Origin of the sequence: Psychrobacillus sp. BM2, assembly GCF_048572895.1 — a bacterium.
GTDB lineage: Bacteria > Bacillota > Bacilli > Bacillales_A > Planococcaceae > Psychrobacillus.
This window is the reverse complement of record NZ_CP183878.1, coordinates 4,133,135-4,153,796: the sequence shown is the minus strand read 5'-3', so window position 1 is coordinate 4,153,796 and position 20,662 is coordinate 4,133,135. Positions and strand designations below refer to the sequence as shown.

Annotated in this window: 21 protein-coding genes; 9 read left to right on the top strand and 12 right to left on the bottom strand. The window is 36.5% G+C overall.

Annotated features, from left to right (window positions below; translation table 11 throughout):
- Positions 1-6: 6 nt before the first annotated feature.
- On the bottom strand, positions 7-3,087 hold the full coding sequence (locus ACN6MX_RS20490) for an AAA family ATPase (protein ID WP_419960569.1): 3,081 nt from the start codon (positions 3,085-3,087) through the stop codon (positions 7-9).
- On the bottom strand, positions 3,084-4,247 hold the full coding sequence (locus ACN6MX_RS20485) for an exonuclease SbcCD subunit D (protein ID WP_419960568.1): 1,164 nt from the start codon (positions 4,245-4,247) through the stop codon (positions 3,084-3,086). Before ACN6MX_RS20485 ends, ACN6MX_RS20490 begins: the two co-directional genes overlap by 4 nt.
- A gap of 134 nt (positions 4,248-4,381) precedes the next feature.
- Here ACN6MX_RS20485 and putP point away from each other — a divergent pair, with 134 nt between their 5' ends.
- Entirely contained in the window at positions 4,382-5,785 is a 1,404-nt protein-coding gene (gene putP, locus ACN6MX_RS20480; protein WP_419960567.1) for a sodium/proline symporter PutP, read from the top strand.
- Positions 5,786-5,962: 177 nt separating this feature from the next.
- Here putP and ACN6MX_RS20475 read toward each other — a convergent pair whose 3' ends face one another.
- The gene (locus ACN6MX_RS20475) at positions 5,963-6,151 is read right to left on the bottom strand and encodes a helix-turn-helix transcriptional regulator (protein ID WP_419960566.1); all 189 of its coding nucleotides are present in this window, start codon (positions 6,149-6,151) and stop codon (positions 5,963-5,965) included.
- 1,232 nt (positions 6,152-7,383) lie between these two features.
- On the opposite strand from ACN6MX_RS20475, the gene ACN6MX_RS20470 reads away from it, so the two are divergent.
- From ACN6MX_RS20470 to ACN6MX_RS20445, 6 genes are all read left to right on the top strand, one after another.
- Positions 7,384-8,436, top strand: a complete 1,053-nt coding sequence (locus ACN6MX_RS20470) for a fatty acid desaturase (RefSeq protein WP_419960565.1) — start codon at positions 7,384-7,386, stop codon at positions 8,434-8,436.
- Positions 8,437-8,515: 79 nt separating this feature from the next.
- The gene (locus tag ACN6MX_RS20465) at positions 8,516-9,646 is read left to right on the top strand and encodes a sensor histidine kinase (RefSeq protein WP_419960564.1); all 1,131 of its coding nucleotides are present in this window, start codon (positions 8,516-8,518) and stop codon (positions 9,644-9,646) included.
- A 2-nt stretch (positions 9,647-9,648) separates the two neighbouring features.
- Positions 9,649-10,248: a response regulator gene (locus ACN6MX_RS20460; protein ID WP_419960563.1), complete on the top strand. Its 600-nt coding sequence runs from the start codon at positions 9,649-9,651 to the stop codon at positions 10,246-10,248.
- Positions 10,249-10,353: 105 nt separating this feature from the next.
- Positions 10,354-10,881 (top strand): RNA polymerase sigma factor, encoded by a 528-nt coding sequence (locus ACN6MX_RS20455; protein WP_419960562.1) that lies wholly within the window; start codon positions 10,354-10,356, stop codon positions 10,879-10,881.
- Between the two features lie 2 nt (positions 10,882-10,883).
- On the top strand, positions 10,884-11,627 hold the full coding sequence (locus ACN6MX_RS20450) for a hypothetical protein (RefSeq protein WP_419960561.1): 744 nt from the start codon (positions 10,884-10,886) through the stop codon (positions 11,625-11,627).
- A 62-nt stretch (positions 11,628-11,689) separates the two neighbouring features.
- Positions 11,690-11,878, top strand: coding sequence for a CsbD family protein (locus tag ACN6MX_RS20445; RefSeq protein ID WP_419960560.1), 189 nt, complete (start codon positions 11,690-11,692; stop codon positions 11,876-11,878).
- Positions 11,879-11,925: 47 nt separating this feature from the next.
- Here the strand turns inward: ACN6MX_RS20445 and ACN6MX_RS20440 are convergent, their stop codons facing one another.
- The 7 genes from ACN6MX_RS20440 to ACN6MX_RS20410 form a co-directional block, all read right to left on the bottom strand.
- The gene (locus tag ACN6MX_RS20440) at positions 11,926-12,723 is read right to left on the bottom strand and encodes a metallophosphoesterase (protein WP_419960559.1); all 798 of its coding nucleotides are present in this window, start codon (positions 12,721-12,723) and stop codon (positions 11,926-11,928) included.
- Positions 12,724-12,739: 16 nt separating this feature from the next.
- Positions 12,740-13,360, bottom strand: a complete 621-nt coding sequence (locus ACN6MX_RS20435; protein WP_419960558.1) for an NAD(P)-dependent oxidoreductase — start codon at positions 13,358-13,360, stop codon at positions 12,740-12,742.
- A 310-nt stretch (positions 13,361-13,670) separates the two neighbouring features.
- Positions 13,671-13,943 (bottom strand): hypothetical protein, encoded by a 273-nt coding sequence (locus ACN6MX_RS20430; RefSeq protein WP_419960557.1) that lies wholly within the window; start codon positions 13,941-13,943, stop codon positions 13,671-13,673.
- 90 nt (positions 13,944-14,033) lie between these two features.
- Positions 14,034-14,738 (bottom strand): CBS domain-containing protein, encoded by a 705-nt coding sequence (locus tag ACN6MX_RS20425; protein WP_419960556.1) that lies wholly within the window; start codon positions 14,736-14,738, stop codon positions 14,034-14,036.
- A gap of 16 nt (positions 14,739-14,754) precedes the next feature.
- On the bottom strand, positions 14,755-15,537 hold the full coding sequence (locus ACN6MX_RS20420) for an ABC transporter permease (RefSeq protein WP_419960555.1): 783 nt from the start codon (positions 15,535-15,537) through the stop codon (positions 14,755-14,757).
- The gene (locus ACN6MX_RS20415) at positions 15,530-16,435 is read right to left on the bottom strand and encodes an ATP-binding cassette domain-containing protein (protein ID WP_419960554.1); all 906 of its coding nucleotides are present in this window, start codon (positions 16,433-16,435) and stop codon (positions 15,530-15,532) included. The genes ACN6MX_RS20420 and ACN6MX_RS20415 overlap by 8 nt, the downstream gene beginning before the upstream one ends.
- Complete coding sequence (locus tag ACN6MX_RS20410) at positions 16,432-16,629, bottom strand: PLDc N-terminal domain-containing protein (protein WP_419960553.1); 198 nt, start codon at positions 16,627-16,629, stop codon at positions 16,432-16,434. Before ACN6MX_RS20410 ends, ACN6MX_RS20415 begins: the two co-directional genes overlap by 4 nt.
- A gap of 157 nt (positions 16,630-16,786) precedes the next feature.
- On the opposite strand from ACN6MX_RS20410, the gene ACN6MX_RS20405 reads away from it, so the two are divergent.
- Positions 16,787-17,359, top strand: a complete 573-nt coding sequence (locus tag ACN6MX_RS20405; RefSeq protein WP_419960552.1) for a GNAT family N-acetyltransferase — start codon at positions 16,787-16,789, stop codon at positions 17,357-17,359.
- A 13-nt stretch (positions 17,360-17,372) separates the two neighbouring features.
- Positions 17,373-18,272 carry an EamA family transporter gene (locus ACN6MX_RS20400; RefSeq protein WP_419960551.1) on the top strand — a complete coding sequence of 300 codons (900 nt, stop codon included), beginning with the start codon at positions 17,373-17,375 and terminating at the stop codon, positions 18,270-18,272.
- Between the two features lie 13 nt (positions 18,273-18,285).
- Here the strand turns inward: ACN6MX_RS20400 and ACN6MX_RS20395 are convergent, their stop codons facing one another.
- Both ACN6MX_RS20395 and ACN6MX_RS20390 read right to left on the bottom strand, forming a co-directional pair.
- Positions 18,286-18,675 (bottom strand): hypothetical protein, encoded by a 390-nt coding sequence (locus ACN6MX_RS20395; protein ID WP_419960550.1) that lies wholly within the window; start codon positions 18,673-18,675, stop codon positions 18,286-18,288.
- A gap of 2 nt (positions 18,676-18,677) precedes the next feature.
- Positions 18,678-20,648, bottom strand: a complete 1,971-nt coding sequence (locus ACN6MX_RS20390) for an MMPL family transporter (protein ID WP_419960549.1) — start codon at positions 20,646-20,648, stop codon at positions 18,678-18,680.
- Positions 20,649-20,662: the final 14 nt, after the last annotated feature.

Genomic DNA, 20,662 nt, shown 5'->3' with positions numbered 1-20,662 from the left:
ACTCCTTTATTTAATGACAAATTTTGTTCTGCTATAGCCCTCTTTTTGTTTTTCCACTTCTAAAATAGAAGGGATGGCTGCTTTTAGCTCTGCCACATGGGAGATGACACCAATCATACGACCTGACTTTTGTAGATCAATTAATGTATCAATAGCTTTGTTTAGAGATTCTTCATCGAGAGACCCGAATCCTTCATCGATGAACATTGTCTCGATACGGATGTTCCCTTGGAAGCTTTGAATGACGTCTGCCATTCCTAGCGCTAGACATAAAGAGGCATTAAATTTTTCGCCGCCAGACAATGTTTTTACGTCTCGTTTTTGCCCCGTATATGCATCGTATACATCTAATCCAAGACCACTCTGTTTACCATGCGTTTCCTGTCTTTCACTTCGAAGTAATTGGAATTGACCACTCGACATATCCTTTAAGCGTTCGTTTGCTACCTGGACAATTTGCTCTAAGTATTCAATTTGGACATATCGCTCAAATGATATTTTTAGTTGGTTATGTCCTCTTAATACGTCGTAAAGATCCATAATTCGATGAACCTGATCCTCTAATAAAGTGATTCGCTCACTTGTAAAGGCAATCTTTGTTTCTATTTCTCTTCCTACTTTTTCATATTCCTTTGTACTATTACTAATAGCTAATGCTTTTTCATATTCTTCTTTTAGCTGCTGCAATTCCGCTTCTAGAGGAGGCAAATCAACTTTTGTTTTGTTCTCCAATTGGACTTGTCCTTCTCTTACTTGCTCAGTTAATGTATGAAGCCTTTGGTTATACTCTTCACATTGTATTTTTAGTGTTGCCCTTTCTGCTTCTGTTAGCTTTGCAGTCAAATATGCTTCTAAAGTTTCAAAAGAGGCTTTGTTTAAAGATTCATTGAATTGTGCGAAAGCTTTATCTCGCTTTACTTCAACTTCCTGTAAGAAAGTATGTGTATGCTCCAATGTTAAACGGGCAGTCGTACTCGCATCATATGAAGCTTTCATCCTATTTTGCGCATTTTCCCACGCAAGCTCCAATTGTTCTTTTTGTTTCTTCGCAGATGTAATTTCAGCTTGTAAACTTTGTAAAGTCGGTATGTGACTAGGTATTGTCGTAAGCTTCGATTCATATACCGCTTTTGCTTGCTTCGCTTGGTCAGACTGTTCCCTGTATAATGCCTCAATCTCTAGTTTTTCCTGTCCTAGCTTTTCCACTTTTACTAAGGTCTCTTTATAAGGTTGTTTCAATGAAGAAAGTGTTTCTTTTTCTAAGCGAAGCTGTTGAACCTCTCTTTGCATATCTAGCAGATCCGCTTCTACCTGCTCCACTAATCCAGCATCTACTTCGTATTCCTTTAATTGAACGAGCACTTTTTGAATTTGAGATTCAGCTGTCTCTTTTTTCACCTTAAAGGTCAATAAAGTAGATTCTTCCTTATTTAATGTTGCTTTTGCCACTCGAAGCTCACTTTCATCAACAAATAGTTCATCTACCCCGGCGTGAGTATTAGAATGTTCTTTGCTACCACATACAGGACATGGCTCACCCTTTACTAGTTTAGATGCTAGTATACTTGCCTGACTCCCTATCCATTGTTGTTCAATGTCCTCATACGCTTCTTTACATTGTTCAAACTTGTCTTGCTGTTTTGTTTCCTCCGTAATCAGCGTATGCAGTTCTTGATCAACGATTTTATATTCTTGAAGTTTGTTATGCTGTGCTTGTAGCAAACTAAGTTTTTGTACTTTACTGTCTAAAGGTTCTATTAGCTCTTCTAGCTTCTCTATTTCTAACTTCTGTCCATTAACCAATTCCTTTTGCACTTGCAGATTTGCTACTATTGTCGAAAGCTTTTGTTCTAGCTGTGTACTGCTTTTTTCTAGTGACAATAGCTCAGTTCTTTTAATCTCCAACTCTTCAAATATAGGTAATAGACTATTTAAACGGATAACTGTCTCCACACTTTTTTCTCGTGCTTCTTTATTGTTTGATTCCCTTGTAAAGACATTTTCTGCTTGCTGCAAAGTATCTTCGGCAATGATTTTTTCTTTCTTTGCTTTCTCGTATAAATCTAGCTTCCCTTTAACCTCTATCTGGAGCTCATTAAAATAACTTTCAACAGGTTCTATAATGCTGGCGCGGTCAGCAGAATCTAATCGTTGTTGCTTCTGTTTGAATTCCTCTTTACGTTCTTTTAACATTTTAAGTTGTTGCTCTTTTACTTCTAACTCGCTAAAGCGGTCATTGATAGCTTTTGATTCATGGTAAGCCCTTTGTTTGTTCATATGTCTATCATATGCTTCTTTGTACTTACGTTCATCTAGTGTTATCTTTTCCTTATAAAAGCTAGTCTCTTCCTTTAATGCTTCTACTAATTGAAAAAGATTGAAGTTTCCTTCTTCTATTATTTGAAAAAGATTAGACTCTCTATTAGGAAATGAAGCAATAATTTTTTCTGTATAACTTTCCTGCGTTAATTGTTCTGTCTTAAGTTCTGTCTCTGCTGCTACCTTTTTCTCTTTTAGCTTTTCGTGAATCATTTTGTACGGCTCTGTTTTAAAAATTTTACGTAGTATTGCCTCTTTGTTTTCCGTAGTAGACGTAAGGAGCTTTCTAAACTCCCCTTGGGGAAGCATGACAATCTGACTGAACTGATCTAAAGTCAATCCAATGATGTCTTCCATTTTTTTATTGATCTCCGAAACAATCTGTCTTTCTACAGCTGGGACTTCTCCAGTTGCTTGTACCTCGAAAAATTCGTATCGTTCACCTGTTGCACCTTTATTGCCTTTTTTTACATGAGCTAACTGTCGTAAAATCCGGTAACGTCGATTATGTATCTCAAAGATCAATTCGACAGAAGTATGGGTATCATCTGTTGCGAAATCGCTACGCATCATTTTCGTATCGCGACGATCCTCCCCGCTTCCAGCCCCGTAGAGTGCAAAACAAATCCCATCAAATATAGTCGTTTTGCCTGCACCGGTTGCTCCAGAAATAACAAATAGCTGATTTCCATTTAGCTCCGTAAAATCGATCGTTTCGGTAAATTTGTATGGACCAAACGCACTCATTTTCAGTTGAATTGGTTTCATTTGGTTTTTCCTCCTTCCCGTTCTTCCTGTGCCAATAAAGTTAATACGTCTTTAAAAATTTGTTCGGTTTCTTCAGATGCTTCTTTTCCACTGACTTCTGTGTAAAACGAACGAAATAAGGTGAATTCATCCTTTTTCGTACGTCCAACTTCTTTTTCTTTTGACAAACCCATTAACTGGAATACTTTTCGTTCCACATGCATGGCGTTGGGATAGACTGTACGTATTTGTTCCATCGGAGATAAAATCGGTGTGTCGTCCAATAGCTTAACGAACACATAGTCATCACTCACTGGCTGTTTTAATATATCCTGTAAGAACCCCTCGACTGTCCTCATATCTCGATTAGGCACTAGTAGCCTTTTTTCGACCTTAGTGTTTCCTTCTGCATCCATCTCCACAATGAAAAACCCTTTTTTGTGGTGCTCCTCCGAAATTGAATATTTCAGTGGAGATCCCGAATACCGGATTGTTTCGTTTAATACATAGTGTGCCTGATGTAAATGTCCAAGGGCCGTGTAATGGAACGGTTGAAACAGACTAGCGTCTACGTATTCTGCTCCACCTATAGCAAGCGGACGTTCGGAGTCGCTCGTATTTTCCTCCTCTTGACCATGAGGAGTCACAAAGGCATGTCCTATAAATACATGTCTTTTCGTTTTGTCCATCTTCTCTATTATTGATTCTATTATTTTTTTCATGGCCTGGTTATGTGTAATAATTGTCTCTTCTTCCAATACGTATCGGACTTGAGAAGGATCTGCGTAAGGTACAAGGTGGAAATGCACCTCTCCATAAATGTCATTTAAAATGACAGATTGCATACTTTGACTTAGCTGACCTACAATATGTAACCCCGTTTCTTTCATTAACTTGCTTCCAAAGTGTAGGCGCCCTGGACTATCATGATTCCCTGCAATACTTAATAATGGGGTCTTTCGTTTCAACACAATCTCCTCAAATAGCTCATCTAATAAATGCACCGCATCTGTAGGGGGAACTGCCCGATCATACAAATCTCCTGCAATAATTACGGCATCTGGTTTTTCTATATCAATTGCTTGAAGAAATTGCTGCAATACAAAACGCTGGTCCTCCGTCATATATACACCTTGCACTAATTTACCAAGATGCCAATCTGCTGTATGGAAAAACTTCATAGAAATACACTCCTTCTTTTAATATACACCTAATTAATAATTCTAAATTAATAGGAAATTATGGATATTGCAAAATATCTGATGCGGCTTAATACTCCCCATGTTATGATGAAAATTGGGAGGAGGATGTTATTATGTCAAATGAATCTTATCAACTCGCGGCCATAATTATATATATGATCGCAATGCTCGCAATTGGCTGGTACTCTTACAGAAAAACCACTAATTTAACCGATTACATGCTCGGTGGACGATCTCTAGGTCCTGCTGTTACTGCACTTAGTGCTGGAGCTGCAGATATGTCTGGTTGGTTATTAATGGGTTTACCAGGCGCAATTTATTTATCAGGTATGGGTGAAGCTTGGATTGCAATAGGTCTTACTATTGGAGCATATCTTAACTGGCTTTATGTAGCACCAAGACTTCGTGTATATACAGAAGTATCAAGCAATTCTATTACAATTCCAAGCTATTTAGAAAGTCGTTTAAAGCAATCATCTCGATTATTACGTGTTGCATCTGGTTTAATCATTTTACTATTTTTCACGTTTTATGTATCCTCTGGAATGGTAGCAGGAGGAGTTTTCTTTGAGAGCTCATTCGGTTTAGACTATCATACAGGACTTTTAGTCGTATCTGCAGTGGTTGTAGCTTATACATTATTTGGAGGATTCCTTGCGGTAAGTTATACAGATTTCCTTCAAGGACTACTTATGTTCCTTGCTTTAATATGTGTACCAATCTTTGGGGTATTTATGACTGGTGGAATCGGCGAAACAGTGGAATCTATTAAAGCTGTAAACCCAACTCATTTAAGCCTTATCGCAGGTACGACAGCTGCGGGAATTATTTCCTCCATAGCTTGGGGACTTGGTTACTTTGGTCAACCACATATTATCGTTCGCTTTATGGCTATTAGTTCTGTTAAAGAAACTAAACAAGCTCGTAGAATCGGTATTGGCTGGATGATTTTAAGTCTTCTAGGTGCAGTAACTACTGCATTAGTTGGAGTTGCTTATTTCCAACAAAATCCGGATATAACACTATCAAGTCCTGAGGCAGTATTCATCGTACTGGGACAAGTTGTTTTCCATCCATTTATAGCAGGTTTAGTATTAGCAGCAGTTTTAGCCGCTATTATGAGTACAATTTCCTCACAGCTAATCGTGACTTCTTCAGCATTAATAGAAGATTTATACAAAGCAATTATCAAAACGGATGCATCCGATAGAACGTACGTAAACTATGGACGTATCGCCGTGTTAGTTGTTTCCATTGCCGCTGCAATCCTTGCTTGGGAACAAAACGAAACAATCCTGGGTCTTGTAGCATTTGCATGGGCAGGCTTCGGTGCGGTAGTTGTAGTAGTTTGGGGAACTAATGATGCACTTTCAGGAGCATTATATGAAATTGTCCCTGGTTTTGTACTTGCATTGATCGTTGCGGTTGTAGTCAGCTTAATGACGTACAAACCGAATGCAGAAATTGAAAAAGAATTCGATGAAACATTACGTTTGTTGAAGTCGAGTAAAGAATAAGATAATTAACATCAAAACCCAGTAATAATGCGGATTTGTAAAAGTCACCAACACAATGTATTTCAATGAATACTAAGTGTTTGGTATTCAAATGGTATTCAATAACTGGGCTAGGGTAATTATCTAATATGTGTGCAGCATCTCTATTTTAGAGGTGCTGTTTTTTTATATTGATGTTTATATTTCGCTATCTACAGAAAGCCATTTATCAATTGCATCTAAATCAAAAATCAGTACGCGACTACTAATACGAATAAAAGGGATTTCGTTTGTTCTGAGTAGTTTATCTACTGTGGATCTACTCATCGGACAATTGATAGATTGCAGATATTCCAATAAATCTCCTACAGTTCTGATTCTTCGCATTGATACACCTCTCATTATAATAATTCGACTTGTTCAATATTTATCCTTCAAAAAAAGAGCATAATAAAAACCTTGAAACAAACACAAGAGAACGTGCTTGTTTCAAGGTTTAATCCTTTAATCTGCTATCAGCTGTTACCCTGAATAACCGAAGACCTTTCGGAAGGGTCTTTCCTCTGTTAAATAAGAATAGCATTGATAAAATTAAGCGTCAAAAAATTTCAATCATAATTCCTAATAATTCTAGAAAAAATCTTGAATATGTTCCCTAAACCGGATTCTTTTGGATAGATTTCATTTTTGTAAATAGAGCGTCTTAGTATTACTTTCATTTCCTTTTACGTTCTAGTCGCATCCGTTCTCCATTAATGTAATAATCGTGTAAATAAAGCGATGCACATAGATCATGAAGCTTTAGATTAACTAAATAAGTATTTATCTTTGCAATTGGAATTCCCTTTGAACGTAAATAATTTTTCATATGTACGCTGATATTTTAACTTTTGCGTAGTTTTGATTATTAACGATATTAATTATGATTAGCCTACTGTGTGCTGATGCATGTCGTATACGCTTAGACATGATTAAAAACTGGCTAGCAACCTTTAAATTGCTCGAACCGAACTTGCTATTGTTTGAATAAAAAAATAAATTTAGCTAAGTCACCGTATGACATCATTTCGATTAAAACCCAAATAGATGGGTTTGAACTCCTTTTATCCAACAAATCATAATTATAATCATTTTTGTCATAACATTTCCGCATTATCATTTCTTGTACTGGTGTGTAATTTTTCTTCATATCCTCTTTGTCAGTAATTCTTGAATTACTATCAATTTTAGAGTAGTAGGCTTTAACCTGTTTCTAAGAGTTGTAGGAGAGCGACGGACAGGCAAACGCCATAAAATTACCGAAAAAGGAGAGGCTAGTTGTGACGTCAGTTACAACTAGCCTCTTTAAAAAATACTCGGTAATAATATAGCAAAATTTCTGTCCGATGCCCTTCGAAAACGATAAAAACAGGTTTGGACCTTAAAGGACCGGATGTCTTTTTGCTCGGTTTTTCTTATTTAGAAGGTACTTTTGTTTTTCTTAAGTATAACCAGTACCTTCTTTATATACTATATGTCCTATATGACACTTGTCATATTTATGACTTGACGTTTATGCCTACTACTAATTTGTGATTTCCCTTATTATTAAGATAATAATTCTTAATAGGAGGAATACAATGAGCAGAGAAAAAACGCTTGAATTACGTAAAAATGTAAAACCCTTTGAAAATTCAGAGTTAAAAAAGAGTATTGTTCAACTAATCAACACTATCCCACCATTTTTTATTCTATGGTTTTTAGCATATATAAGTCTAGATGTATCAGTATGGTTAACCGTTGGACTATCTATCATCGCTGCTGGATTTGTCGTTCGTATTTTTATCATCTTTCATGATTGCACACATGGATCCTTCTTCAAAAATAAAAAAGCAAATAACATCACCGGCACCATTACTGGAATCATTACGCTTTTCGCTTATGAAAAGTGGAAACGTGAGCATAATATTCACCATGCTACTAGTGGAAATCTAGACAAACGCGGAGTCGGTGACATTTGGATGATGACCGTCGAAGAATATATAGAAGCATCACCGATGAAACGTCTTTCTTATCGTCTCTATAGAAATCCAATCGTTATGTTCGGTTTAGGACCGGCATTACTTTTCTTAGTTAGCAATCGGATTAACCGTAAAGGTGCTCGCGGTAAAGAACGTAATAATACGTATTTCATCAATATTTCTGTAATTGTAATTTATGCGTTGATGATTTGGTTAATCGGATGGCAGGCATTTGCGATCATTCAAGGGACTATACTATTCGTTGCTGGTTCATTAGGAATTTGGTTATTTTATGTTCAGCATCAATTTGAGGATTCCTATTTTGAAGATGAATCAGAATGGGATTATGTAAAAGCTGCAATAGAAGGAAGCTCTTATTATAAGTTACCTCGAGTTTTACAATGGGTAACTGGAAATATCGGATTCCATCATGTACATCATCTAAGTCCAAGAGTTCCTAACTATAACTTGGAAAAAGCACATGATTCTACACCACCTTTACACAAGGCTACTACGATTAACTTGCGTAAGAGTTTGGAGTCAATCCATTTCCGACTATTCGATGAAGATAATAAAAGCTTTGTGAACTTCAAAGAGATAAAACACTTAATAAAAAATTCTAAGCAAGCAGTAAAGTTAAATTCAAAAAGTACAACCTTTGAAAGTAAGTAAAATTTCTGTAAAAACCATTCCCATAATTACTTAGGAATGGTTTTTGCATTATAATAGATAAAAGAAGAAGGTGAAGTAAATGTCCAAATGGTATCAAATATTCCCCAAATATCCTTGGCTAAGTATTTATGCTTGGATTGTTTTTTGCATTTTCCCATTCTTTTTTATATTTAGATCCACGGGTCCTTTAGAGATTGTTATAGGTTTAGTACTAACATTATTATTTTTTATCGCCTACCGACTATCTTTTTCAACTAAAGGCTGGTTATTATATTTCTCCGTTGCTTTAGAAATTTCCATCAGTGTTTGGATGACCTATTTGTATGGTTACATATATTTCTCCATCTTCTTATCCTTCTTAATCGGGAATATAAAAAGACGAGTGGGCTTCTTTGTAATTTATAGTATTCATTTAGTAGTAACTATAGCAGCCGTTATTATAGGGTTTTTCATCCAAACTGAGTTATTCCTCTCTCACCTACCGTTTCTTATCATTTGTTTGATAGGGGTTATCCTGTTGCCCTTTAATTCATATACTCGAAATCAGCGTGAAGCGTTAGAAGATCAATTAGAAGAAGCACAGATGAAAATTTCTCAGTATATTATTATCGAGGAAAGAGAACGAATTGCAAGAGACTTACATGACACACTTGGACAAAAACTCTCGCTAATAGGACTGAAAAGTGATTTAGCCAGCAGACTAATCGAAAAAAATCCGCAAGCTGCTAAAACAGAAATACTGGATATTAACCAGACGGCACGTTCTGTCTTAAAAGAGGTTCGAGAACTTGTAACAAATATGCGTGGAACAAAACTAGAGGATGAACTTTTCCGGATCAATCAAATCCTAAATGCCGCACAGATAAAGTGTACCGTTACTGGCTCTTCTAAATTAGTGAACACTCCTCTACTAGTAGAAAATGTACTCAGTATGTGTTTAAAAGAAGCAGTAAATAATGTAGTTAAGCATAGTGGTGCTTCTACTTGCTCAATTTCCATTAAACAATCGGCAAAAGAAACATTGCTAAAGGTATATGACAACGGCAAAGGTTTGAAAGAGAAAACAAACTTGTCTAAAGGACATGGCCTTCTCGGTATAAAAGAGAGACTAGAATTTGTTAATGGAACACTAGATATTCATTCAAAAAACGGAACTACACTGAATATACGAGTTCCTAATGTTATACAACAACCCAGTCAGGAGGAATAGACATGATACGAATTGTCATTGCAGAAGATCAACGAATGGTACTTGGTGCTCTTGGGTCCCTGCTCGATTTAGAAGAGGATATGGAAGTTGTGGGTAAAGCCAGTAATGGAGAAGAAGTATTGAAACTAATTGAGCAATTGCAACCCGACGTTTGTATTATGGATATTGAAATGCCCATCAAAACTGGACTAGATGCTGCAGAAGAGTTAAAAGAAAGTGATTGCAAGGTAATTATATTGACTACATTTGCAAGGTCCGGTTATTTCGAACGTGCACGTAAAGCTGGAGTTAATGGATACTTATTAAAAGATAGTCCAAGTGAAGAGTTGGCTAACTCTATTCGTGTCATTATGGATGGTCGGCGGATATATGCTCCTGAGCTTGTTGATATGGCTTACGAAGAGGAAAACCCTCTTACAGAACGCGAAAGTCAGGTACTGGGGTTAATCGCAAATGGGAAAAACACAAAAGAGATTGCCAGTGAGCTGTTTATCACAACTGGTACTGTTCGCAACTATATCTCCGTAATTTTAGATAAACTAGATGTTGGAAATCGAATTGAAGCCATTTCAAGATTCAAAGAAAAAGGTTGGTTTAAATAATTCTTATACAAGCTTAGGGCAAATTGCTCCTGAGCTTTTTTTATTTTGGACTAAACTTTTTGCCAACTCGCAGGGTATATATAGTGAAAGGAGTGAAAAAGCGCAATGAATGATGACATCCTAGAAAAAATTAAAAATGGCAGTCGAGATGCTTTTAAACTGTTTTACGATACTTATGGACATTATGCCATTCGAACAGCAAAAGCTATTACGAGAAATGATGAACATGCAAAGGATGCTGTGCAAGAAACCTTTATAAGGGTTTACCGCAATATATCTTCCTATAATTCTACTCAATCCTTTGATGCATGGTTTTATCGTATTTTAGTAAATGAGTGTTATCGAATTATAACTAAAGAAAAGAAAAATACTCCAGTCGATACTTCGACAATGGAAAATAACGAACAATTTACAGAGCATTCGAAGGAGAATTTGTCCGACTTGTATTGCATGATTCAAAATATGGCTGACTTATATCGCATTCCTATATTACTAAAATATATAAAGGGTTTTTCTGAAAAAGAAATTGCTACTATTTTAGATTTAAATCAGAACACAGTGAAATCCAGGCTTTTTAATGGCCGAAACTTGTTAAAAACTCAATTAGAGATGATGGAAATGGAGGGAAGCTAACAATGGACCAATTTGATGATCGAGTTAAAAAAGAAATTTTAGACCATACGGAAGATACTGCTTCTACATTAAAAGACGATATTTGGAACCATATAGATCAAGAACTTTTCCAAAAGAAAGGCAGAAGGGAGAAAAAAGTGAAAAAGAAATCGAAGGCAATTCCGATTATTATTGCTGCAGCAGCTGGTGTAATGATTTTATTTAGCACACAAACGGAGACTGGCAGCGCTTTTATTAAACAAATTCAGGATATATTCGTTCCGCAAAAAGAAATTATTCAAAGTATTGAAGGAAACGAAGAGGAAACCAATGTAAACCTTCAGGAAGGTAAAGACTCCGATTATATTATTTATATAGATGAAGAACGATATAAGCTTGTAAAAGGTGAAGAATCTGACATTATCACAACAAAAGAGCCACTGGAAGAAAGATATCCAGAAGTATCAATGGAAATCAAACAATTTACAGATATTGCACCACAAGAAATGGTCTCCACTCTTGAAACAGAGCTTGCTTCAGAATATACAAAGATGACAGAAACAGAATCTGTTACAGAACCATTAGAAGGCTTTAAATTACATGGCATTAGCGGATCTGAATGGGATAGCCCTGTCACGAATGTATATGTTGTTGACAATCTAAATGGTGGAAGTTTTGTTATTACGGAGAAATACTTTTTAGAAGCAGCAGAAGGGCATGGTGCCAGATTCTATGCTATGTTACAAGAGTTTGAAATAATAGAGTAAGTTTAGACTTCCTCTTCTGGGGTAAATAAACAGTAGAGCTAAAAAGTTGAGGAGGAATATACATGAGTGGATTATCCGACAAAGTTAAAGGTGCAGTGAACAAAACTAAAGGTGAAGCAAAAGACCAATTTGGTAATGCAACCGATAATCATAAATTACAAGCAGACGGGAAAATCGATAAATTAAAAGGCGAAATTCAAAAAGAAGTTGGTGAGATAAAGGATCGCTTCGATCGTAAAGACGAAAGTTGATAAAAGCAGGACCGCTGACAATGTATTTTAGTCAGCGGTCCTTTCATTTACAAACTCTTTAAGGTTACCAAGACAATCTCCGGTGAGTTGAATACTCTTACAGGGATAACGCTATTCCCTAATCCCCTACTCACAATCATATGTGTAGTATTTTCGGTATACATTCCCGCTGTATAGCTAGGAAATAGACCCTGTCCAGGAGCTACTAGCCCGCCTAGACCAGGAAGTCGAAACTGTCCACCATGTGCATGTCCAGAAAAAACAACATCCATTTCATAGTCTACGTAATCTTGAAAGGTTTCAGGACGATGAGATAGAACTAGAGTGAACAAATCACTATCCTCAAATTGACTTAATGCCTCTTTCACTAAAATCCCATTAAGTGGATCTTCAATACCAATAATTCGAATGTCTTCTCCGTTATACTCAATTATTTGTTGCTCATTAGAAAGTACATTTACCCCTAGATCAGATAAAGAATTCTTTATATTTTCGATATCATTAGTAGCGATTTCATGATTTCCCGTTACATAGTAAATGGGAGCAATATCAACAATATTTCTTACCAATTCTAAACTTTGATCTAAATTGTATCGGTTACTATCAATAAGATCTCCAGTGATAAAAATAAGATCGGGATCTGTGTTCTTTACTTTTTTTACTAGTCTTTCCTGATCGTCTCCGAATGTTGCATCATGTAAGTCGGAAATTTGCAGAATCTTTACCCCATCGAAACTAGCAGGAACTCTATCCGACTCCACAGTAATTTTAGTAGTTTGAATCCAATTATTGCTTATGTACAACAAAATGATAACTGCTATGATAAATATTAAAAATTTCTTCATATATTTTCTCCTAATATTATGGACTCATAATTCCTACTCGGTAACCAATATGTTCATTTTGCAATAGCTCATTTACAGTGAATAATGCAGTATCTCCAGTTGTGGTTTGCACTGCTCCCTCTGGAAGCTTATCCCGTAATACAATATATTCATCACTTGCAGCTCCCGACGGTAAATAGGTCGGGCAGACAATTGTCCAATCGAGTAAACTATCTTTTAATAAATCAAATACTTTATGGTGTTCCAGCGCAGCCGCTATGGATTTACGCTTAGATTCGGATGATTGATATCGAAGAAATCCCGGTTCTAATCTACTATCCAGTATTCCCGCTGTACCAATTGTTATAATTCGCTTTAACTGCTGCTTATGCATAATAGAAATTATATGTGTGATTGATTCTGTTAATACGGTTGTTTTATCGGTGCCGAGTGCACTTATTACAGCATCTACTTCAGCCAGTGTTCCTTCTACATCCGCTATATTTTTTGCATCGCCTTGTAGGACGGTTAAACCAGCCTGAGGTTGCATCTTTTTAGGGTTTCTCACTAATGCAATAACATTTATTTCTTTTTCAAGTAATAACGTGAGAATAGCATGTCCCACACGGCCAGTTGCACCGAAAAGTGCTATTTTCATCTTTGCCATCTCCTTTTTTCTCTGTATATGACTAGCTTCAATGTTAGTTAGGGCTTTCATAGACACTTCCGCTTTTTTTCTTTGTCCAGACTCCAGGTGCCAGCTTCTCGAGACGCTTCAGCGCCTTGCCCCTTGAGTCGCTTCAGAATTTCGAGAAAGGCAAAGGACGCCTTTCTGCGAAATTCTTCCAGCGTCTGTCGGAGCAGAAATAGGCGCATGCGCTTTTCTAAGTATAACATCAAAAAGAGCATTCCTTCTTTTACAAAGGAACACTCTTTCATGTCGAACTATGCTATTTCCCAGGAAATAATTAATAACTATTAAGAGAAAAAATAAAAGCAAATACTGCTCCATAAAAAATAAGCATAAGAACGATACCAATTGCCATCCAAATAAGTGAAGCTCTAGCATAATTACGTCTTGCATCAGGATTTCCAAATCCCCAGATGAATAGCATGACAATATTGACAATTGGGATTATTAGTATAAGCATTGTAATTAACCAATCCCCAACTGTCATATCTTTAACTGTCTTTTCATGGGTGTCATACACCTGTTCTTGAACCTTTTCTAAAGAATCCACTACATTCCCCCTTTTTCGACTTTCCTTAGACATTTTAGTGTCTATCTTAATACTATGAAAGTTCTCCTGAAAAAGACTACCTTATAGGAATTATTCTACCTTCAGCAAACTCATAGGGGTTACAATCCCAATTAATTTATCGCTGGCTTTTCCATCTTCTGTTATAAGAAGTGCCTCTAAGCGCCTCCCCCGTACTACAGACGCCTTAAATATTTCTATAGCCTCAAATACGGATGCATTCGCATGTATAAATCGATGATTATCTCTACTACTTTCATGTGCTAGTATTTCCGATAGCATTGTTCTTTTTCTCGAAAACGATTCAGAATCCACTTTACTAGCCATCCACATAGTAATGCCTACGGGGGTGATAAGTCCTTTAAAAGTTTTTCCTATAAATACGGGAAACTGATTGTACTTTTTATCTTTGATCACTTTTAAAGCATAGCTAAGCGAATCCGTCTCTTGAAAGATCGTCACATTTGTCCGGAACATTTGAGCAACTGTAATCGGTTTAGCTAATGCACCTTCAATCTCCTCCATTTTTGCCACAACTTCCTCATGTGGTTCAGCAATGGAAAATTCCAAAGACGTACGATGATGTATAATGGCGTTTCTTAAATCTCCATATTCTCGTAAATCCGCCTCATATCTTCTAATAACAGCGTTTTTCTTTTTAGCAAAATCAATTAATCGAAAAAATGCCATATGTTCATTCGTACCAATCAGGTCCTTCATCAATTGGTCTATTCGGTTGTAGGATACAATAAATCGATCAGAATTACGAGCTGCCACTTAAATCACCCCAGCATTATATTTTTACTTTAGCTACATTTCGCTTAGCTATATAAACTGCTCCTACTACTAACAACACTACGACAGCTAAAGTTACAGACAAACTCCAGAAAAACGGTGTTTTGTCTATATTTCCATTTATAATTTGTCCTGCATACATCGGTAACTTCCAAGGCGAAATGCTCCAGTAAGTACCTAGTAAACCATCCACTAATTGCACAACTACTAACAAAAAAATCGATATAACAGAAGCTATTCCCGTAGAAAAAGCTGCACTAGAACAAATAACAACACTAATAGCAAATAACAACCAGATACTATACGTTCCTAGAAAACCCATAAACGCAATTGTATCTACTGCTCCATACAAAATATACGTGTAATAGACATTCACCAAAAGGCCGACACATGCGCTTCCTATAATTAAGATGCCCATAATAGCTAACTTACTAAACACATAACCAGTATAAGAAATCGGCCTTACATATAACATGGTCGCCGTCCCATTTTTGCGCTCCCGGGCAATGATACCAGCGAATCCAAATGCTACAATTAACATCCCTATAAATTGGTACTGACCAATTGTAGACATGATTATTTGTTCAGGTATGTACTCGGGGAGCTGAAACACCATATCACTTGGCATATTTCCTACGGTATTTAAAATTTGAGGCAAATAATAATAAGTCAACGGTTCGGAAATACCAAATAAAATAAATACTAGAGGTATCCATAAAATCTTAAAGTTACGTACATTTTCACGCCACTCTTTTCGAAATAGTATAGGGAAATTATTCATGTTTATTCACCACCTGTAAAAATATTTCTTCTAAACTGGCAGATGCTCGCTCTACCTTTGATAATCGTAGATTACTATTAGCAAGTACTTGTAATACTTCATTCATCAATGGTTTGTTTTCCTCAAGATGTATAAAAACAACCTCATTTTCCTGTCTTGCTGGCCATGGACTTATTTCAACAAATTTTGCTGCTTCTTCTATGTCAGCAAATAGAATTTTAAACAAAGGATTTGCATACTTATCTTTCACTTCTTTCAACGATCCTTGCTCTACTAATTGTCCTTTTCTTAAAAACAATAACTGATCAGTCATTTCCTCTGCATCATTTAAAATATGAGTGGAGTATAGAATGGTCGTATGGTCTTGTAATTCTTTTAGTAAATTTAAAATTTCTCTTCTACCCACGGGATCTAATGCGGATACAGGCTCATCTAGCAAAAGCAATCCTGGCTTATGTACAATTGCTTGAGCTAATCCTAGTCGTTGCTTCATGCCTCCGGAAAATGTCCCAGTTTTTTTGTTTTTAGCATCTTTTAAACCAACAAAGTCTAATGTTCTAGCTGCTTGTGATTTAGCAATTTTTCCATCTATTCCACTTAACTTCGCTACCATTTCTGTAAATTCGAGTGCTGTTAACCACGAATAAAATTGTGGATACTGTGGCAGGAAGCCTATTTCTCTTTGAATGTCTCCTCTTACATCTCCATCAATTACTACTGTTCCACTAGTTTGTCTTAATAATCCCGCTAGCATAGATAAAGTGGTCGTCTTACCAGCACCATTTGGTCCAATCAAAGCGGTTGCAGTATTTTTATTTAGTGAAAAAGTAACCTGATCTACTGCTTTTTCATTTCCGTATTCCTTTGTTAACCCCTGCACATGTAGTAATGTTTTCATTCATTTCGTCTCCCAACTATAAAATAAATAACAGGTCCAATGATATTGATAAAAATAATAATAAGTGCCCACATCCACTTTGGTCCATTGGTGTTCTTTACCCGTACCAAATCAATCACTGCCACCACGACTAATAATAGTTGAATGATTAGTAAAGGTAAGATGAGCATCCACGGTATTGAATCCCATTCCATTGTTATTCCCCCTTTCCCTTCATTTCTATTCTACTACATATAGAACAGAAAAGTTTCAACTATTTTTTAAATTTTCCTACTTTTGATTATCCTGTATTGATTATAAGTTCATTAAGAAAACTTATGGTATAATAACGAGTTGGAAGGTGAATATATAATGGAAATATTAATCAGAAAAGCTTACAAAGAAGATGCAAATAATGCTATTCCACTTATAATGGAAGCCATTGGAGACATCTCAATGCAGATGACTGGTGAAACAGAAGAAGCTGCCATTACAACAGAATTTATAAAACTATTTAAACGTACGGATAATCGACATTCCTTTAAAAATACGTATATTGCAGAAATGAATGGACATGTTGCAGGAGTATTGGTGTTCTATACTGCGGAACAGGCAATTACCCTAGACGCAAATTTAGAAGCATATCTATCTAACAAAAAAGGCACTATCGTCACAATCGACCCGGAAACTGCACCTGGAGAATGGTATATCGATACGGTTGTAGTTGATCCAACATATCGTGGCCATGGGATAGGCACGAAATTATTAAGCTATGCAGAACAAATGGTGAAGAATTCGGGCGGTGGGAAACTATCCTTGAATGTGGAGCTAGAAAAAGATGCTGCAATTCGCTTGTATAATCGTCTCGGGTTTGATACCCTATGTCCTTGGACAATTATTGGTGAACCTTTTCATCATATGGTGAAAACCGTAGTCGCAGATTAAAGGAGAAACTTATATGAAATTATGGATTTATCCCCTAATGGTTGTGTTTGCTGCAAGCAGTTATGGGACTTTATCAACTATGGTTAAACTAGCAATCGGAGATGGCTACACAGCCTCTGAAGCGATTTCTAGTCAATATATTGTAGGATTTATGTTGGCTTTTATTTTTTATCTTATTACACAACGAAAACTTCCACGTTTATACGGAGGCTTTAAGATTATTTTGTTAGCGGGTGTGTTTACCGCTACTACAGGGATTGTCTATGGGATGTCACTTATATACTTGCCTGCATCTCTCGCAGTTGTTATGCTATTCCAATTTACATGGATTGGAACACTAATCGATTGTATTTTAAGAAAACGATTCCCAACAAGACCAGAAGTTATTTCGCTCATTATTTTATTTATCGGAACTATTTTAGCAGCTGGTGTCCTTGATGTCGATTTGAGTGGAATTGACTGGAGAGGTTGGGTTTATGGTTTTGCTGCTGCCGTTTCATTCTCCTTGAATATGAATGTTAACACGAAGCAGGTTGAAGGCATGAATACAACAACACGTCTATTATTCGTTTCTTTTATCGCAATGATTATGATATTCTTCTTCCAAAGCCCAGATATTATTTGGAATGGAAAACTATTTACGGAGCCACTACTGTTTTATGGACTAGCTCTTGGATTATTCGGTATCATTATTCCAATCTACTTCTTTGTTATTGCAGTACCTAAAGTGGGTGGCGCGGTTTCTTCTATATTGAGTGCTATGGAGCTGCCGGTTGCCGTTATCGTATCAGTTATCATTTTAAACGAGGTTCTCTCCTTCTTACAAATAGTAGGGATAATCATCATTTTATTGGGAATGTGTATTCCAACATACGCCGATATTCGAAGAAATAAAAAGCTGAAGGCTACGTAACCTTCAGCTTTTTTTATTCTTTTTCGATTGTAAACGTTACGAGTACGAATACTGCAAAACTTAGTAACAACGTGGATCCACCTAAAATATATGCAACTAACGCAAATGTTTCATTTATATTGAACGGTTTTATAAACTGTAGATACATTCCAAGCGTTAAGCCAATAGCACCTATAATAGCTGACCACCCATGAAAAGCAACAAGCTTAGGGAATTTCACTTTATATATTTTATAAAATAGCCCATAAACAAATAATGACAACCAGCCAACCAATAAAATATGTGCATGAATTGGGCGAAGTGCATAAGATCCAGCCCCTGCCATATGAGAGCCTAGATAAGCACCTAATAGTCCAAATAATGCTCCCGCCCGAACTAGTCGCAAACTCCATTTTTTTTGCATAATTATTTCCCCCTATTTTTAGTTGTAATTGTTAACAACGCCGGTAATAGTAATGGTCGAACGATAAACGTATCCAATAGTACACCAACCGCAACAGCAAAACCAAATAGTTTAAGCTCCATGACTGGCTGCGATATTAAAACGGCAAATGTAGCTGCAAGTATTAACCCTGCCGACGAAATAACACCACCCGTTTTTTCAACCGCTTTTGCAATTGCTTCCTTTTCGCCATACTGTTTTCGCTCTTCCTTCAACCTACTCATTAACATAATCGAGTAGTCCACACCTAGTGCCACTAAAAATACAAATGTATAAAGGGGGATTCGATAACTAAACGACGTATACCCGAAAAACACATCAAAAATCCACGTAGAGAATCCTAAAGCTGCTCCAAATGACAATAAAATAGATACCATCATCAACAACGATGCCCGAAGCGATCTCGTTTGGAAAGCAAGTATTAATCCGATCAATACCGTCATTAAACCCATTACGAGTAATGTATCTCTATTATTAATATCCCGGATATCTACCTGTTTCGCTGTCTCTCCACTTACTAAAACCTGTTGATCTTCCAATTCATCTCTAATTTTTTCTACTTCATTTAAAGCTTCTTTGCTATACGGATTTGCTTTTAATATGATCGAAAACTGTGTGTATAGATCGCTATCTAAAGCCGAAGGACGCACCTGACTTACAAGTGGTCTGTCTTCTAACTTCTCTTGAATATCCGCAATCACTTTCTTATCTTTTGACTTTACTAAAATCGTTGTTGGTGCTATTTCCCCTTCTGAAAATGCTTCCCCTAGCTTTGTAAAACCTTCTCTTGAAGATAGATCTTCTGGGAAAGATGCCAGTAAATCGTATGAATAGACGATTGTGGTAGCATGCCATGTACCAATACCTAACAGTAAAAGAATTGGTAATGCCACCTTCCATGGTTTTTTCGTACTCACATTTCCAGCATTCGTCCAAAGTTTTGTAGTTTTTTCTTTCTTTTTAGGTGTTTTAACTACCGCAAACAAGGCTGGCAATAAAGTAATTCCTGCCACTAGCATGATGATTACTGCTATTGCAAAAACCGGAGCAAAATTACGATACGGTTCATATAGCGCAAACGCAAGTGTTGCTACTCCCGCTAAAATGGTACCACCGCTAAACAATATCGTCTCTCGTGTTCGCGCAAGCACCACTTTCATATCTTGCTCTTCTTTATAACGAGCGTAAAGAAGTAGTGAATAATCGGTAATCACTGCAAACAATAAAATCATCATAATGGAAAGTGCTTGGTTTTCAATCGTTATGGATGTGAATTTACCCGTAAGACCAATCACTCTATCCACCACACCATATACAATTCCCGCTCCAATAAGTGGAATGATTGCAAGAATGAATGAGCGATAAATAACGATTAGTAAGACAAAAATAATCCCTACGGTTGCTAAAAGTAATACTACATCCGCTTGTGAAAATAGCTCAATTGTGTCGCTTGCTATACCAGCCGGTCCCGTATAATAAATAGTAAAACCTGATGGGATAATACTAGTTACATTCTTTTTAATATCTTCAACTTTTTCATGAATCTCTTTGCTTTCTAGCTGACCTTCTAAAATTAGTGGCACAAAGAATGTCTTTTTATCTTCAGATACAAAAGAATCTCTTTGTTCCATAGGAATTTTAGAGAACTTCGGTACACTTGCATAGTTTTGTTCCATTAATTCTAATACGCTTTGAATTTCTTCATCTGTGGTGCCTTTTTTATCTTCAAAAACAATGATTAAAGGAATTCCTTCATTGTTAGAAAAATTTTCTTTCATAGCTTTATCTGCTTCAATGGATAAAGCACTCTCTGGAAGACCAGCATTTTTGGATGTACTTGCAACTTCTTTACTAGATGGTGCAAGAAAAGAAAGCAATCCTACTATAACTAACCAACTCGCTAAAATTATAAGCCAAGTACGCTTGTTTTTCATTTTGCTACCCCCTT

What these genes read in the sequence shown, in the direction of transcription:
- ACN6MX_RS20390 (WP_419960549.1), bottom strand. Translation starts at nt 20,648, where the DNA reads ATGAAAAACAAGCGTACTTGGCTTATAATTTTAGCGAGTTGGTTAGTT.
- ACN6MX_RS20410 (WP_419960553.1), bottom strand. Translation starts at nt 16,629, where the DNA reads ATGGAATGGGATTCAATACCGTGGATGCTCATCTTACCTTTACTAATC.
- ACN6MX_RS20470 (WP_419960565.1), top strand. Translation starts at nt 7,384, where the DNA reads ATGAGCAGAGAAAAAACGCTTGAATTACGTAAAAATGTAAAACCCTTT.
- ACN6MX_RS20420 (WP_419960555.1), bottom strand. Translation starts at nt 15,537, where the DNA reads ATGAATAATTTCCCTATACTATTTCGAAAAGAGTGGCGTGAAAATGTA.
- ACN6MX_RS20395 (WP_419960550.1), bottom strand. Translation starts at nt 18,675, where the DNA reads ATGCAAAAAAAATGGAGTTTGCGACTAGTTCGGGCGGGAGCATTATTT.
- ACN6MX_RS20400 (WP_419960551.1), top strand. Translation starts at nt 17,373, where the DNA reads ATGAAATTATGGATTTATCCCCTAATGGTTGTGTTTGCTGCAAGCAGT.
- ACN6MX_RS20415 (WP_419960554.1), bottom strand. Translation starts at nt 16,435, where the DNA reads ATGAAAACATTACTACATGTGCAGGGGTTAACAAAGGAATACGGAAAT.
- ACN6MX_RS20455 (WP_419960562.1), top strand. Translation starts at nt 10,354, where the DNA reads ATGAATGATGACATCCTAGAAAAAATTAAAAATGGCAGTCGAGATGCT.
- ACN6MX_RS20405 (WP_419960552.1), top strand. Translation starts at nt 16,787, where the DNA reads ATGGAAATATTAATCAGAAAAGCTTACAAAGAAGATGCAAATAATGCT.
- ACN6MX_RS20450 (WP_419960561.1), top strand. Translation starts at nt 10,884, where the DNA reads ATGGACCAATTTGATGATCGAGTTAAAAAAGAAATTTTAGACCATACG.
- ACN6MX_RS20445 (WP_419960560.1), top strand. Translation starts at nt 11,690, where the DNA reads ATGAGTGGATTATCCGACAAAGTTAAAGGTGCAGTGAACAAAACTAAA.
- ACN6MX_RS20460 (WP_419960563.1), top strand. Translation starts at nt 9,649, where the DNA reads ATGATACGAATTGTCATTGCAGAAGATCAACGAATGGTACTTGGTGCT.
- ACN6MX_RS20490 (WP_419960569.1), bottom strand. Translation starts at nt 3,087, where the DNA reads ATGAAACCAATTCAACTGAAAATGAGTGCGTTTGGTCCATACAAATTT.
- ACN6MX_RS20440 (WP_419960559.1), bottom strand. Translation starts at nt 12,723, where the DNA reads ATGAAGAAATTTTTAATATTTATCATAGCAGTTATCATTTTGTTGTAC.
- ACN6MX_RS20465 (WP_419960564.1), top strand. Translation starts at nt 8,516, where the DNA reads ATGTCCAAATGGTATCAAATATTCCCCAAATATCCTTGGCTAAGTATT.
- putP (WP_419960567.1), top strand. Translation starts at nt 4,382, where the DNA reads ATGTCAAATGAATCTTATCAACTCGCGGCCATAATTATATATATGATC.
- ACN6MX_RS20485 (WP_419960568.1), bottom strand. Translation starts at nt 4,247, where the DNA reads ATGAAGTTTTTCCATACAGCAGATTGGCATCTTGGTAAATTAGTGCAA.
- ACN6MX_RS20435 (WP_419960558.1), bottom strand. Translation starts at nt 13,360, where the DNA reads ATGAAAATAGCACTTTTCGGTGCAACTGGCCGTGTGGGACATGCTATT.
- ACN6MX_RS20475 (WP_419960566.1), bottom strand. Translation starts at nt 6,151, where the DNA reads ATGCGAAGAATCAGAACTGTAGGAGATTTATTGGAATATCTGCAATCT.